Source organism: Nonomuraea sp. NPDC003201 (genome assembly GCF_053590415.1).
In genome coordinates this window covers 52,223-66,802 of the sequence record NZ_JBSFTC010000004.1, presented here as the reverse complement: position 1 = coordinate 66,802, position 14,580 = coordinate 52,223, and the positions used below count along the sequence as shown (strand labels likewise).

8 protein-coding genes are annotated in these 14,580 nt (G+C 71.1%); 7 read left to right on the top strand and 1 reads right to left on the bottom strand.

Annotation, left to right across the window (positions count from 1 at the left end):
- The first annotated feature begins 6 nt into the window (after positions 1–6).
- Both treS and ACWDX9_RS03575 read left to right on the top strand, forming a co-directional pair.
- Entirely contained in the window at positions 7–1,710 is a 1,704-nt protein-coding gene (gene treS, locus ACWDX9_RS03580; protein ID WP_449948554.1) for a maltose alpha-D-glucosyltransferase, read from the top strand.
- 3 nt (positions 1,711–1,713) lie between these two features.
- Positions 1,714–3,039: a maltokinase N-terminal cap-like domain-containing protein gene (locus ACWDX9_RS03575; protein ID WP_449948552.1), complete on the top strand. Its 1,326-nt coding sequence runs from the start codon at positions 1,714–1,716 to the stop codon at positions 3,037–3,039.
- A 59-nt stretch (positions 3,040–3,098) separates the two neighbouring features.
- Here ACWDX9_RS03575 and ACWDX9_RS03570 read toward each other — a convergent pair whose 3' ends face one another.
- A complete protein-coding gene (locus tag ACWDX9_RS03570; RefSeq protein WP_449948549.1) occupies positions 3,099–3,950 on the bottom strand; it encodes an NAD(P)-dependent oxidoreductase in 852 nt (283 codons plus the stop codon).
- 86 nt (positions 3,951–4,036) lie between these two features.
- Here ACWDX9_RS03570 and ACWDX9_RS03565 point away from each other — a divergent pair, with 86 nt between their 5' ends.
- The 5 genes from ACWDX9_RS03565 (at position 4,037) to ACWDX9_RS03545 (ending at position 14,451) form a co-directional block, all read left to right on the top strand.
- Entirely contained in the window at positions 4,037–7,117 is a 3,081-nt protein-coding gene (locus ACWDX9_RS03565) for a BTAD domain-containing putative transcriptional regulator (RefSeq protein ID WP_449948547.1), read from the top strand.
- Between the two features lie 103 nt (positions 7,118–7,220).
- Entirely contained in the window at positions 7,221–9,383 is a 2,163-nt protein-coding gene (gene glgB, locus ACWDX9_RS03560) for a 1,4-alpha-glucan branching protein GlgB (RefSeq protein ID WP_449948731.1), read from the top strand.
- 100 nt (positions 9,384–9,483) lie between these two features.
- Positions 9,484–11,382: a S8 family peptidase gene (locus ACWDX9_RS03555; protein WP_449948544.1), complete on the top strand. Its 1,899-nt coding sequence runs from the start codon at positions 9,484–9,486 to the stop codon at positions 11,380–11,382.
- 140 nt (positions 11,383–11,522) lie between these two features.
- On the top strand, positions 11,523–12,887 hold the full coding sequence (locus tag ACWDX9_RS03550; RefSeq protein WP_449948542.1) for a S8 family peptidase: 1,365 nt from the start codon (positions 11,523–11,525) through the stop codon (positions 12,885–12,887).
- A gap of 205 nt (positions 12,888–13,092) precedes the next feature.
- The gene (locus tag ACWDX9_RS03545; RefSeq protein WP_449948539.1) at positions 13,093–14,451 is read left to right on the top strand and encodes a S8 family peptidase; all 1,359 of its coding nucleotides are present in this window, start codon (positions 13,093–13,095) and stop codon (positions 14,449–14,451) included.
- Positions 14,452–14,580: the final 129 nt, after the last annotated feature.

The window sequence follows — 14,580 nt, the reverse complement described above, 5'->3', positions numbered from 1 at the left end:
TGGCTCATGAGCTCAACCACACCCATTCCCAACACCTTTGACGAGGAAAAGCCGCGCGATCCGTACTGGTACAAACGCGCGGTTTTCTACGAGGTCCTGATCCGGGGTTTCGCCGACTCCAACGGTGACGGCACGGGCGACATCAGAGGTCTCATCGACAAGCTCGACTACCTCCAGTGGCTCGGGGTCGACTGCCTCTGGCTGCTGCCGCTCTTCGAGTCGCCACTGCGCGACGGCGGCTACGACATCGCGGACTTCATGAAGATCCTGCCCGAGTTCGGTGACCTGGGAGACTTCGTGAAGCTCGTGGACGAGGCGCACAAACGCGGCATGCGCGTCATCGCCGACCTCGTCATGAACCACACCAGCGACGCCCACCCGTGGTTCCAGGCCTCGCGTCACGACCCCGAGGGGCCGTTCGGCGACTTCTACGTCTGGTCCGACAGCGATGAGAAGTACCAGGACGCCCGGATCATCTTCATCGACACCGAGACGTCCAACTGGACCTACGACCCGGTGCGCGGCCAGTACTACTGGCACCGCTTCTTCCACCACCAGCCGGACCTCAACTACGAGAACCCGGACGTGCAGGAGGCCATGCTGGAGGTCCTGCGCTTCTGGCTGGACCTGGGCATCGACGGGTTCCGGCTGGACGCGGTGCCGTACCTCTTCGAGGAGGGGGGCACCAACTGCGAGAACCTGCCGAGGACCCACGAGTACCTCAAGCGGATCAGGGCCGAGATCGACCGGATCTACCCCGACCGGGTGCTGCTCGCCGAGGCCAACCAGTGGCCGTCGGACGTGGTGGAGTACTTCGGCGACCCGGTGGGCGGCGGGGACGAGTGCCACATGGCCTTCCACTTCCCGCTGATGCCGCGCATCTTCATGGCCGTACGCCGGGAGTCTCGCTACCCCATTTCCGAAATCTTGGCGCAAACGCCGAAAATTCCGGAGCACTGCCAGTGGGGGATCTTCCTCCGTAACCACGACGAGCTGACGCTCGAGATGGTCACGGACGAGGAGCGCGACTACATGTACGCCGAGTACGCCAAGGACCCCCGCATGCGGGCGAACGTCGGCATCCGCCGCCGCCTGGCGCCCCTGCTGGAGAACGACCGCAACCAGATCGAGCTGTTCACCGCGCTGCTCCTGTCGCTGCCCGGCTCCCCCGTGCTCTACTACGGCGACGAGATCGGCATGGGCGACAACATCTGGCTCGGCGACCGCGACGGCGTGCGCACGCCCATGCAGTGGGACCCCGACCGCAACGCCGGCTTCTCCGACTGCGACCCCGGCCGGCTCTACCTGCCGGTCATCATGGACCCGATCTACGGCTACCAGGGCCTGAACGTCGAGGCCCAGCAGCGCAACGCCGGCTCGCTGCTGCACTGGACCAAGCGAATGATCGAGATCCGCAAGCGGCACCCGGTGTTCGGGCTGGGCGGTTACGCGGAGCTCAACTCCTCCAACCCCAGCGTGCTCGCGTTCGTCAGGGAACTGGGGGACGACCGGATGCTCTGCGTGAACAATCTGTCACGCTTCCCCCAGCCGGTCGAGCTTGACCTGCGGAGATTCGTCGGCGTCTCCCCCGTGGAGACGATGGGTGGGGTCCCATTCCCGGCAATTGGCGAACTTCCGTATCTTTTGACGCTTCCTGGGCATGGGTTCTACTGGTTCACACTCCCGCCGGCTATCACCCAGGAGGAGTAGGACGTGCTGAGCGAGCCCCTTGCCGCATGGATCGGTCGTCAGCGTTGGTTCGGCGGCAAGGGGCGGGTGATCGACGAGTTGTCGATCGAATCGGACGTCGAACTGACGTCCGGGCTCAGACATCTGATCGTCGCCGTGTGGCAGGAAGGCTCGCGCGACCGTTACCAGATCCTGCTCGGCGAGCGGGCAGAGCTCCCCGACCGGCTGTCCCACGCCCTCATCGGCACCATCGGCGACACCTATCTCTACGACGCCGTCCACGACTCCGAGCGCATGAGCTGGCTCCTCGAAGGCATGGCCCACGACGTGAGCGGCAACGGCCTGCGCCTGCGCCACGTGCCGGAGGCCGCCATCGACACCTCCCAGCGCAGCCTGGTGCTGGGGGCCGAGCAGTCCAACACCTCGCTCGTGTACGGGGACGCGTACATCTGCAAGCTCTTCCGCCGCCTCATCCCCGGCGTCAACCCCGAGCTGGAGATCGTCACGGCGCTGGCGGCCAGAGGCGCGCCGCACATCGCGCAGCCGTACGGGTGGATCGAGACGGACCTCGACGGCACCGACACCACGCTCGGCTTCATGCAGGAGTTCCTGTCCAACGCCAACGACGGCTGGGACCTCGCCCTGGCCAGCGTCCGCGACCTGTACGCGTCGCTGCCCGAGCTGCCGGCGGCCGAGGCGGGCGGCGACTTCGCGGCCGAGTCGCTGCGGCTCGGCAGCGCCAGCGCGCGGGTGCACCACGAGCTGGCCGCGGCCTTCCCCACGGACGTCATCGAGTCGCACGAGGTCAAGCGCATGGCCGAGGCGTTCCGGCGGAAGCTGGGCCGGGCCGCCGCGGAGGTGCCCGAGCTGCGCCGGCACGTGACCGCCATCGAGGACGCCTACCACCAGGTGGAGCTGCTCACCCACGAGGTGCCCGTGCAGCGGGTTCACGGCGACTTCCATCTGGGCCAGGTCATGCGCACGCCCACGGACTGGGTGGTGCTGGACTTCGAGGGCGAGCCCGGGCAGCCGCTGTCCGAGCGCAGGGCGCTGTACTCGCCGCTGCGGGACGTGGCGGGGATGCTGCGCTCGTTCGACTACGCGGCCAGGCACCTGCTGGCCGGCCACTCCCAGGCCGAGCGGCTGGAGCCGCGGGCCCAGGAGTGGGCGGACCGCAACCGGGCGGCGTTCCTGGAGGGCTACGCCGAGGGCGGCGGCGTGATCTCGCGGAGCGACGCGGCGCTGCTGCGGGCGTTCGAGCTGTCCAAGGCGGTGTACGAGGTCGTCTACGAGGCCCGTAACCGCCCGTCGTGGATCTCCATCCCCCTGGCCGCCTTCCGCCCCCGCTAGAGCCCTTCCCCGCTAGAGCCCTTCCCCCTAGAGCCCTTCCCCGCTAGAGCCCTTCCTCGCTAGAGCTCCTCCACCAACCCCGACAGGCCCTCATGGCTGAGACCGCGGGCCACGCGCCGGTCGATGACGGTCTTCATGGGCAGGAGCAGGTCCGGCTTGACGCCCTGCTCCTCGAAGGCGCGGACGAGGTTCTCCATGCCCGCCCTGTTGACCTCCAGGTTGGACACCTCGGTCCGGTAGTCGCCCGCCTCGATCTCCGCCGCCCAGCGGGGCAGCATCGAGCCCATCGCGTTGAGCCACGGGACCAGCAGTTCCGCGGTGAACTCCGTCAACGGGTATTTCGCCGACCTCACCAGGGCGAGGGCCTCCAGGGAGCCGGCCATCTGGCCGTACATGCCGGTCAGCATGGCCAGGTCGAGCAGCGGGGCCATGCCGGGGTCGTCGCCGGTGTAGCGGGCCCCGGCCATGGCCCCGAACGCCTGCTCATAGCGCTCGAACGCCGGCTGCGAGCCGCTGTAGAGGATGAGCGCGCCCGGCTTGGCGATCATCTGGGGCACCGCCATGATGCCCCCGTCCAGGTAGTCGCCGCCGCGCTCGCCCACCCAGGCCGCCATCTCGCGGGCCTCGGCGGGGCGGCTGGTGGTGAGGTTGGCGACGACCCGGCCCGCCAGCGGGACGCCTTCGAGCACGTCCAGGACGGAGGGGTGGTCGAGCAGGCAGACGATCACCAGCGGGCTCGCCTCGACGGCCTGCGCCGGGGTGGCCGCGCGGGTCGCGCCCTTGGCGACGAGAGGATCGGCCTTGGCCGGCGTACGGTTCCACACGGTGACGCGGTGGCCCGCCTCGATGAGGCTCGCCGCGAGCGCGGTGCCCATGAGACCGAGGCCGAGCACGGAGATATTTTCCGACATTTCAGTGTTCTCTCTGAGTAGGAGTGATGCGTTCACCCTCCAGGTGCACGGTTATGGTCTGATTCGGAGTCGGTTATGGGGGCGGGATGCGGTTCGGGGTGCTGGGCCCGCTCGCGGTGTGGACCGCGGACGGGGAGCCGGTCAAGGTGCCGGAGGTCAAGGTCCGGGCGCTCCTCGCCGACCTGCTGATCCACGCCGGCCGTCCCGTCTCCGCGGACCGGCTGATCGAGGACCTCTGGGGCGACCGTCCCCCGGCGAACGCGTCCGGCGCCCTCCGGGTGAAGGTGTCGCAGCTGCGCCGGGTGGTCGGCGGGCTGGTCGCGTACCGGGCGCCCGGGTACGTGCTGCACGTGGAGCCGTCCTCCGTGGACGCGGGGCTGTTCGAGACGTTGATCGGGCGCGCGCAGCGGGCCTCCGGCCCGGAGGAGCGGGCCGCGCTGCTGCACGAGGCGCTCGGGCTGTGGCGCGGGGACGCCTACGCCGAGTTCGCCGACGAGCCGTTCGCCCTGGCCGCCGTGGCCCGGCTGGGCGAGCAGCGGCTGGCGGCCCTGGAGGAGCTGGCGGAGGCCCGGCTCGGGCTCGGTGAGCACGTCCTGCTCGCGGCCGAGCTGGCCTCCCTGGTGGCCGAGCATCCGCTGCGCGAACGGCTGCGCGCCGCGCACGTACGGGCCCTCTACCTGGCCGGGCGGCAGAGCGAGGCGCTGACCGGCTACGAGGAGCTGCGGCGGCGCCTGTCGGAGGAGCTGGGCCTGGACCCCGGGCCGGAGCTGGCGGCCCTGCACCAGGCGATCCTGCGGCAGGACCCGTCCCTGGGCCCGGTCGCGCGCTCCCGCGGCAACCTCCCCGCGCCCTTGACGAGCCTGGTGGGCCGGGACGAGGCGGTGGCCGAGGTCCGCTCGCTGCTGCGGGCCGGCCGCCTGGTGACGCTCACCGGCCCCGGCGGCGTCGGCAAGACCCGCCTGGCCCTGGCCGCCGCCTCGGGTACGGGCGGCGGAGACGTGTGGCTGGTCGAGCTGGCCGCGCTGCGGCCGCGGGCGACGGAGGTCGAGGTGGCCGAGGTGATGGCGGCCGTGCTCGGCCTGCGCGACGACACGGCCGGGCCGGGCGCTCCGTACGAGGGCGCGGTCGAGCGGATCGCGGGCGCGCTGGCGGGCAGGGAGACGCTGCTCGTGCTGGACAACTGCGAGCACGTCGTCGAGCAGGTCGCCGCGCTGGCCGGGCGGCTGCTCCAGGCAGCGCCCGGGTTGCGGATCCTCGCCACCAGCCAGGAGTCGCTGCGGATCGGGGGCGAGGCCCTGTGGAGCGTGCCGCCGCTGACGCGCGAGGCGGCGGTGGAACTGTTCGCGGCGCGGGCCGGGGTGGAGCCCGACGCGGACGTGGCGGAGATCTGCGCCCGCCTGGACGGCCTGCCGCTGGCGCTGGAGCTGGCCGCGTCCAGGATGCGGGCGCTGACCCCGCGCCAGCTCGCCGACCGGCTGGACGACCGGTTCAGGCTGCTCGCGTCGGGTCTGCGCGGGGCTCCGGCCAGGCAACGGACGCTGCGGGCGATGATCGACTGGAGCTGGGAGCTGCTGAGCGGCCCCGAGCGCGTCGTGCTCCGGCGGCTGGCCGCGCACGCCGACGGCAGCACGCTGGAGGCCGCCGAGGAGGTGTCCGCCGACCCCGGCGTGGACGTCCTCGACGTGCTGGCCAGGCTGGTGGACCGCTCGCTGGTCGTCCGCGTGCGGGCGCCCGGGGCCGAGCCGCGGTACCGGCTGCTGGAGTCGGTCTCGGCCTACTGCCTGGAACGGCTGGAGGAGGCCGGCGAGCTGGACGAGGTGCGGCTCAGGCACGCCGCGTACTACACGGCGCTCGCCGAGCGGGCGGAGCCGTACCTGCGGGGACACGGGCAGCGCGACGCGCTCGCGCTGCTCGACGCCGAGAGCGCCAACCTGCGGGCGGCGCTGGAGACGGCGGTGCGGCTGGCCCGGCCCGGCGAGGCGGTGCGGCTGGTCAACGCCATGGCCTGGTACTGGGTGCTGCGCGGCAGGCTCGGAGAGGGGCAGCGGGCGCTGGAGGCCGCGCTGTCCGTCCCGGACGCGGCCGGACCCGGCGCCGCGCAGGCGAGGGTGTGGCTGGCCGGGCTCCGGATGCTGGCGGGGTGGCTGCGACCGCCGGACGACGAGGTGTTCGAGGCCATCGAAGGGCGGTCGGCGCGGGCCAGGGCGCGGTGGTTCATCGGGTACGCGATGTTCGGCTACGACGATCTGTCGGCCAGCCGGGCCCTGATCGAGCGGGCGCTGGAGACGTTCCAGGAGCTGGACGACAAGTGGGGCACCGGCGCGGCGCTGAACGTGCTGGCCCGCTACGCCGCCACCCGCGGCGACCTGGCGGCGCTGCGGCGGGACGGAGAGCGGGGGCTGGCGCTGTTCAGGGAGCTCGGCGACCGGTGGGGCGAGCTGCGGGCCGCCGAGAACCTCGGCACGCTCGCCGAGATCACCGGCGACTACGAGCGGGCCACCGAGCTGCGCGCGGACGGCCTGCGGATGGCGGAGGAGCTCGGGCTGTGGAGCTCGGTGTCCGACGCGCTGTCCCGGTTGGGGCGGATCGCCCTGCTGACGGGGGACCACGCGCGGGCCGACGACTATCACGAGCGGGCCAGGCGGCTGGCCGTGGAGCAGTCGAACCGTCCGGCCGAGGAGTTCGCCGAGCTGGGCCTGGCGCTCGCGGCGCGGCGGCAGGGCCGACTCGACGAGGCCGAGCGGCGGCTGCGGGCCTGGCTGGGCTGGGTCAGGGAGGTGGCCGGCGAGCCGGGGGCGGCGCTGATCCTGGCCGAGCTGGGGTTCGCGGCCGAGCAGCGGGGCGACGCGGCCGCCGCCCTGGAGCTGCAGCTGGAAGGGCTCAGAGCGGCCCGCAAGGTCGGCGATCCGCGGGCCACCGCGCTCGCGCTGGAAGGGCTGGCGGGCGCGCGTGTCCTGGGCGGACGCCACGAGGAGGCGGCGCTGCTGCTGGGCCGGGCGGCTGCGCTGCGGGCGGCCTCGGGCGCGCCGCTCCCCGCCGGGGAACGGGGCGACGTCGACCGGATCACCGCCGCGGTGCGGGCGGCCCTGGGCCAGGAGGAGCTCGACGCGGCTCTGGCACGCGGCGCGGAGTCGGAGCCGGAGAGGCTGGATCCAAGCCTGGTATGAGGCAGGTTAAACCCAGGATTTCGCACTTTCGGTGATTGTCTCGGTGAAAGCGGGCAGTGCCTGAGATGGACGGTCATCATAGGGCAAGGTTGGGAGCATGCCGATGAGGACAGAGCTCGACCGCCTCGCGGGTGGGGCACACCACGATCCGCACTCCGTGCTGGGAGCGCATCCCGTGTCCGGCGGGGTGGTCTTCCGCACGCTGCGCCCGCTGGCCGAGCAGGTGCGGGTGGTGCTGGAGGACGGTACGGCCCACGACATGAAACACCAGGCCCACGGGGTGTTCGAGGTCACCGTCCCCGGCCTGGACAAGGTGCCCGGCTACGCGCTGAGCGTCAAGTACGCCGACCACGACCCGTACGAGGTCCGCGACCCGTACCGGCACTGGCCCACGCTCGGCGAAGTGGACCTGCACCTCATCGGCGAGGGGCGGCACGAGCGGCTGTGGGAGGCGCTCGGCGCCCGCGTGATGGAGCACGAGGACGTCGAGGGCACGGCGTTCGCCGTCTGGGCGCCCAACGCGCGCGGCATCCGGGTTGTCGGCGACTTCAACCACTGGGACGGCACCGCCTACCCGATGCGGTCGCTGGGCCGCTCCGGGGTGTGGGAGCTGTTCGTCCCGGACGTCGGCGCGGGCGAGCGGTACAAGTTCCAGATCCTGGGCGCCGACGGCGTGTGGCGGGACAAGGCCGACCCGATGGCCAGGCGCACCGAGGTGCCGCCGCTGACCGCCTCCGTGGTCGACAGGTCCGCCTACGCCTGGGCGGACGACCAGTGGGTGGCGGACCGGGCCGAGAGCCATCCGCAGGACGGGCCGATGAGCATCTACGAGGTGCACCTGGGGTCCTGGCGGCCGGGCCTGTCGTACATGGAGCTGGCCGAGCAGCTGTCCGCGTACGTGGTCGACATGGGGTTCACCCACGTGGAGCTGCTGCCGGTGGCCGAGCACCCGTTCGGCGGGTCGTGGGGCTACCAGGTGACGTCCTACTACGCGCCGACGGCCAGGTTCGGCACGCCCGACGAGTTCCGCCACTTCGTGGACCTGATGCACCGGCGCGGTGTCGGCGTGCTGCTGGACTGGGTGCCGGCGCACTTCCCGATGGACGACTGGGCGCTGGCGCGCTTCGACGGCACCCCCCTCTACGAGCACGCCGACCCGGCCAGGGGCGAGCACCCCGACTGGGGCACGTACGTGTTCGACTTCGGCCGCAGGGAGGTGCGCAACTTCCTGGTGGCCAACGCGCTCTACTGGCTCAAGGAGTTCCACATCGACGGGCTGCGGGTGGACGCGGTGGCGTCGATGCTCTACCTCGACTACTCGCGGCGCGAGGGCGAGTGGACGCCCAACGTCTACGGCGGCAGGGAGAACCTCGACGCGGTCGAGTTCCTCAAGGAGATGAACTCCGTCGCCTACCGGGAGACGCCCGGCATCTCGACCGTCGCCGAGGAGTCGACGGCGTGGCCTGGGGTCTCGCGACCGGTGCACCTGGGCGGGCTCGGGTTCGGGTTCAAGTGGAACATGGGGTGGATGCACGACACGCTCGAATACCTGCGCCACGAGCCGATCTTCCGCCAGTACCACCACCATCAGCTGACGTTCTCGCTGCTGTACGCCTACTCCGAGAACTACGTGCTGCCGCTGTCCCACGACGAGGTCGTGCACGGCAAGGGGTCGCTGCTCGGCAAGATGCCCGGGGACGAGTGGCAGCGGTTCGCGCAGCTGCGGGCGCTGCTGGCGTTCATGTGGGCGCATCCGGGCAAGCAGCTGCTGTTCATGGGCGGCGAGTTCGGCCAGGGCTCGGAGTGGTCGGAGGAGCGCGGGCTCGACTGGTGGGTGCTGGAGTTCGACGGGCACCAGGGCGTGCAGCGGCTGGTCCGCGACCTGAACCGGATCTACAAGGAGACCCCGGCGCTGTGGCAGCAGGACTCCAAGCCCGAGGGGTTCCGATGGATCGACGCCGACGACGCCTCCGGTAACACGTTCTCGTTCGTCCGCTACGCCGACGACGGGTCCGCGCTGGCGTGCGTCATCAACTTCAGCGGCGCGCCGCACGAGAGCTACCGGCTCGGCCTCCCCTACTCCGGCCAGTGGTCGGAGATCGTCAACACCGACGCCTACGACTACTGGGGCAGCGGCGTGGGCAACATGGGCGTGGTCGAGGCCGACGACGAGCCGTGGCACGGGCTGCCGCATTCGACCACGCTGAGGGTGCCGCCGCTCGGCGCGGTGTGGCTCACGCACGAGGGGGAAACGCTGAACGTTTGAGGTGCGCCCGCTGAAAGTTCGGTGAGAAACCGGGCCGGAGACCTGTCTCTGTCCGGAAAATCACCCTAAACTCCGAGATCATCCCCCTCTCGGAGGACGCGTGCGACTTCGCCCCCTGATCGTGAGCTCGATCGTGTTGGCTCTGCTGCCGTTGTCGGCGCCGGCCTACGCGGAGGATCCGACTCCCAGTCCGAGCGTCGTGGAAGAGACAACCTCCACCCCCGGCGATCCCCCCGCCAAGGTGGAGGAGGGGTTAGGCGTCGACGGCGGCTCCGTGCGGGCCATCGTCGAGCTCACCGACCCGGCGCAGCACGCGCCCGTCGCGAGCCAGGCGGCCGCCGAGAGCGTGGACGTGGTGATGCAGCCGCAGAACCAGTCGTTCATGGTCGTGGAGGGGACCGCGGAGGAGCTGGCCAAGCTGGCCGACGACCCGCGGGTCACGTCCATCCACCGGGACAGGACGTACGCGCCGGTGGACGTGAGCCCCAACCTCAAGCTGATCGGGGCCGACCAGGCACACGCCAAGAACTACACCGGCACCGGGCAGGCGGTGGCCGTGCTGGACACCGGCATCGACCGCGACCACCCGTGGTTCGGGAACAGGATCGTGGCCGAGGCCTGCTTCTCCGCCGTGGAGGCCGGCGTCGAGTCGCTCTGCCCGAACGGGCAGACGTCACAGACCGGGGCGGGCGCGGCGGACGCCACGACGGCCAAGTGCCTGGCCGACGGCGCGAACCTGTGCGAGCACGGCAGCCACGTCGCGGGCATCGCGGCCGGCACCGGCGGCGTCGCGCCGGGCGCGAACATCGTGGCGGTGCAGGTCTTCAGCCGGGTCAACGACGAGGACATCTGCGGCGAGCCGTCGTGCCTGCTGGCGTTCGAGTCGTCGCTGAGGCAGGCCATGGACTACGTGGCCGGCCTGACCGAGCCGGTCGCCGCCGTGAACCTGAGCCTGGGCGGCGAGCTGTCCGAGACCGACTGCGACTCCAGCGAGGAAGGGTTGATCTTCAAGCCGAAGATCGACGCCCTGCTGGCCAAGGGCATCGCGACCGTGGTCGCCGCGGGCAACGAGTTCTTCGAGGGGGCGTCGTACCCGGCCTGCATCTCCTCGGCGGTGGCCGTCGGGGCGAACGACAACAACGACGTCATCGCGGACTTCTCCAACCGCGGGGCCATCGTGGACCTGTTCGCGCCGGGCGTGGACATCGAGTCCTCCGTGCCGGACAACCGGACGGCCGTCTTCAGCGGCACCTCGATGGCGACCCCGCACGTGGCAGGCGCGCTGGCGCTGATGAAGCAGGCCTCGCCGCAGACGCCGATGGCCGACCTGATCAACACGCTGAAGACGACCGGCAGGCCGTACTCGTACCAGGCCAACGGCCAGCAAGTCAGCACGCCGCGCCTGGACCTGGCGGCGGCCCTGGCCGGCGCCTCGCCGCAGCCGACCATCACGCAGTCCCCGGGCGTGCCGACCGAGGACCCCGCCCCCGAGCCCGACCCGTCGGACAGCAGCGGCCCCAGCCCCGAGCCCGACGACCCGGCCGACCCCACGCCGCAGCCCTCGACCTCCACCTCGCCGGTCCCGCTGCCCACGGTCACCGTCACGGTGACGATCACGCCGACCCCGAAGACCACCGCGCAGGTCTGCACGCGGGGCACGAACGCCACCAAGCTGTCGGCCAAGCAGTGGGCCGTGGAGATCCACCGCAGCAGCGGCACGATCCCGGACGCCACGCTCACCTGCTACCTCAAGCTGATCGGCAAGTCGAGCAAGGTGTTCCCCGAGGTCACGAAGGCGTCCTCGCTCGGCAAGGCGTACCGGGTGCTGAAGAGCACCAAGGCGAGCAAGGCCAAGCTGGACAGCGCGCTGCTCACGTCCTGGCTGAACTGGGCGCACGGCACGAACAGCACCAAGAAGCTGACCACCGCCGAGAAGGTGCGGCTGAACGGCAAGTCGACCGCGGCGGCATTGCGGAAGGCGGCGAAAACCGTCAAATAGCCAGTGCTAGGCGGCTAGGGCCGCAGGAAGGCAAAAAAGCCTCCAACGTTTCTCTGGGCTACATAGACCACCGACATCACAGTTGTCGCAGGTGGGGATGTATGCGGCTGTAAGCGAGCCAGGAGCTCTCGGAGGAACAAGTGAGGCTACGAACTCTGTTGGCCGGCGCCACGGCGCTGGCCGCAACAGTCGCCGGGCTCTGTACGGGCCCGGCGCTCCACGCCGACTCGGGCGATCCGATCATCAGCCCGTCGCTGGCCGCGGAGGTCGAGGCGAAGTCCAGGGTGCGCTCCATCATCCAGCTCAAGCCCGGGCAGAGCGTCGAGGCCGTCGCGCGCGACATCGAGAAGGCGTCGGACGGCAGCCGGGTCCTGGAGTCCGCGCAGTCACCGCACTTCTTCGTGGCCGAGGTGGACGGCCCCACGCTGGCCAAGCTCAAGAAGGACAACCGCGTCCAGTCCGTCTACAAGGACGAGCTGCGCATGCCCACCCTTGACGTCAGCACCGCCGTCATCCGCTCGAACCGGGCGAACCAGGCCGGCTGGACCGGCCGGGGCGCCACCGTCGCCGTCCTGGACACGGGGATCGACCGGGACCACCCGTTCTTCGCCGGCCGGATCGTGGACGAGGCGTGCTTCTCCTCCTCCGACGCCAGCGACGGCGCCGTCTCGCTCTGCCCGAACAACCAGCCCAGCCAGACCGGTCCCGGCGCGGCGGACGCCGAGACCGCCCAGTGCGTCATCAGGGGTGCGAACGCCTGCTCCCACGGCACGCACGTGGCCGGCATCGCGGCCGGCCGGCTGGCCACGGGGGCGCCGTCCAACGGCGTCGCCCCCGAGGCGGGCATCCTCCCGGTCCAGGTCTTCAGCCGCGTGGACAACCCGATGACCTGCCTGATCGGCGGCGTTTCCGCGCCGTGCTTCCTCAGCTACACCTCCGACCAGAAGCTGGCGCTCGAGTACATCGCGCGGGTGGCCAAGACGCACAACATCGCCTCGGTGAACATGAGCCTCGGCGGGGGCGGCCCGTACGCCCAGGCCTGTGACACGGACGCGTCCGCCGCGGCGGTCAAGCCCGAGTTCGACACGCTGGTGGGCCTGGGCGTGGCCCCCGTGGTGGCGGCGGGCAACAACGGCTTCCCGAACGGCGTCGCCACCCCCGCCTGCATCTCCAACGCGGTCACGGTGGGCGCCACCGACGACTCCGACGCGCTGGCCTCCTTCACCAACCGGGGGCCGCTGCTCGACCTGTTCGCGCCAGGGGTGAACATCAACTCCTCCGTGCCGAACAACACGTACGCGGAGAAGAGCGGGACCTCGATGGCCGCGCCGCACGTGGCGGGGATGTTCGCGCTGATGAAGCAGGCGTACCCGGCCTTCACGGTCGCGCAGAGCCTGCAGCGGCTGCAGGAGACGGGCACGCCCATCCGCTACGACGCGGCGGGCACCTCAGTGACCACCACGCGGATCGACGCCGAGCGCGCCACCGCGGGCGCCCGCGCCTGATCGGCGCGGGGAAGGCCGGACGGCGGGGTCCGGCTGCGAGGGCCGGACGGCGGGGTGCCGGCCACAAGGGCCGGATCGGCGGGATCCGGCCCTTTTCGCTGCGTGATTACACCAATCGTTACTCTTAACGACAAACACCCCCTCACTCCCCTCACGCTCTTCACCCTCCTCAACCCCCTCGCTCCCTCAACCCCCGGAGGAACAGTTGAGACTCTCGTCTCTGCTGGCCGGCGCCATCGCACTAGCCGCCACCTCGGCCGCGCTGGTCGCCACACCCGCCCTGGCCGACCCCGAGTCCAAGATCGACCCAGCGATCACCGCGACCGGCGAGCACCGCGCCATCGTCCGCGTGCAACAGCCCGCGCAGGTGCGGTCCGTCCAGTCCAGCGCGGAGGAGGTCAAGCGGGACAAGAAGAACGTCTACGCGGAGCCGCCCTCCGAGGTGGCCGGCAAGCTCGACTTCTTCGTCTACCGGGGCACCCGGGCGGAGCTCGAGCAGATCGCCGAGCAGTCCGACGTGGTCTCGATCCGCAAGGACAGGCTCAACGAGCCCTCGCTCGTCGAGAGCATCCCGCTGATCGGCGCGGACCGGGCACACCGCAAGGGCTTCACCGGCAAGGGCACGGCCGTCGCGATCATCGACAGCGGCATCGACAACGACCACCCCGCCTTCGGCAATCGCATCGTCGCCCAGGCCTGCTTCTCGGCCACCGACCCGGCCGACAACTCCACGCCGCTGTGCCCGAACGGCAGCCAGTTCCAGATCGGCGACGGCGCCGCCAACGCCGAGACGGCCGCCTGCATGACGGGCGCCCCGCAGCCGCAGTACGGCCTGTGCTACCACGGCACGCACGTCGCCGGCATCGCCGCCGGCCAGGCCACCGCCGACTTCCCGGCCAGCGGCGTCGCACCCAAGGCCCAGATCGTGCCGGTGCAGGTGTTCAGCCGCTTCGACAACTCCCCGTACTGCGCCGGCCGCCCCGTCTGCATCCTGGCGTACGACTCGTCGGTCCTGACCGGCATGGCGTACGCGGACCTGCTGGCGGACCAGTACAACATCGCCTCCGTCAACCTGAGCCTGGGCGGCGGCCAGTACACCGAGGCCTGCGACACGGGCGACGGGGCCGACTTCAAGACCGAGGTCGACAAGCTCCTCGCCAAGGGCACCGCCACGGTGGTCGCCTCGGGCAACAACGGCTTCGAGTCCGCGGTGTCGTGGCCCGCGTGCGTCTCCAACACGGTCGCGGTCGGTGCCACGGACAAGCAGGACGCGGTGGCCGCCTTCTCGAACCGTGGGACGCTCCTGGACGTGTTCGCGCCCGGGGTGTCGATCAAGGGTGCGATCGCGGGCAACACGTACGCGACGCTGAACGGCACCTCCATGGCCGCGCCACACGTGGCCGGCTCCCTGGCCCTCCTCCACCAGAAGCGGCCACGCGCCGGGGTGGACAGCATGGTGGACGCTTTGAAGCGCACGGGCAAGCCGATCACGTACACGAGCGCGGAGGCCGAGGCCACAACACCCCGCATCGACGTGTACGCGGCCCTGCGCACCCACTACTAGACGGCCCACCCACCCGCTGCCCTACTGGGTGGTCAGCCTGCTGGACACCGCCCCGAAAACCCCGCTCGCTCCGCTCGCCGGTCACCCCACCCGTTGACCGGCGAAGCGGTGGGCCGGCTGACGCCCACC

What these genes read in the sequence shown, in the direction of transcription:
- treS (WP_449948554.1), top strand. Translation starts at nt 7, where the DNA reads ATGAGCTCAACCACACCCATTCCCAACACCTTTGACGAGGAAAAGCCG.
- ACWDX9_RS03570 (WP_449948549.1), bottom strand. Translation starts at nt 3,950, where the DNA reads ATGTCGGAAAATATCTCCGTGCTCGGCCTCGGTCTCATGGGCACCGCG.
- ACWDX9_RS03565 (WP_449948547.1), top strand. Translation starts at nt 4,037, where the DNA reads ATGCGGTTCGGGGTGCTGGGCCCGCTCGCGGTGTGGACCGCGGACGGG.
- glgB (WP_449948731.1), top strand. Translation starts at nt 7,221, where the DNA reads ATGAGGACAGAGCTCGACCGCCTCGCGGGTGGGGCACACCACGATCCG.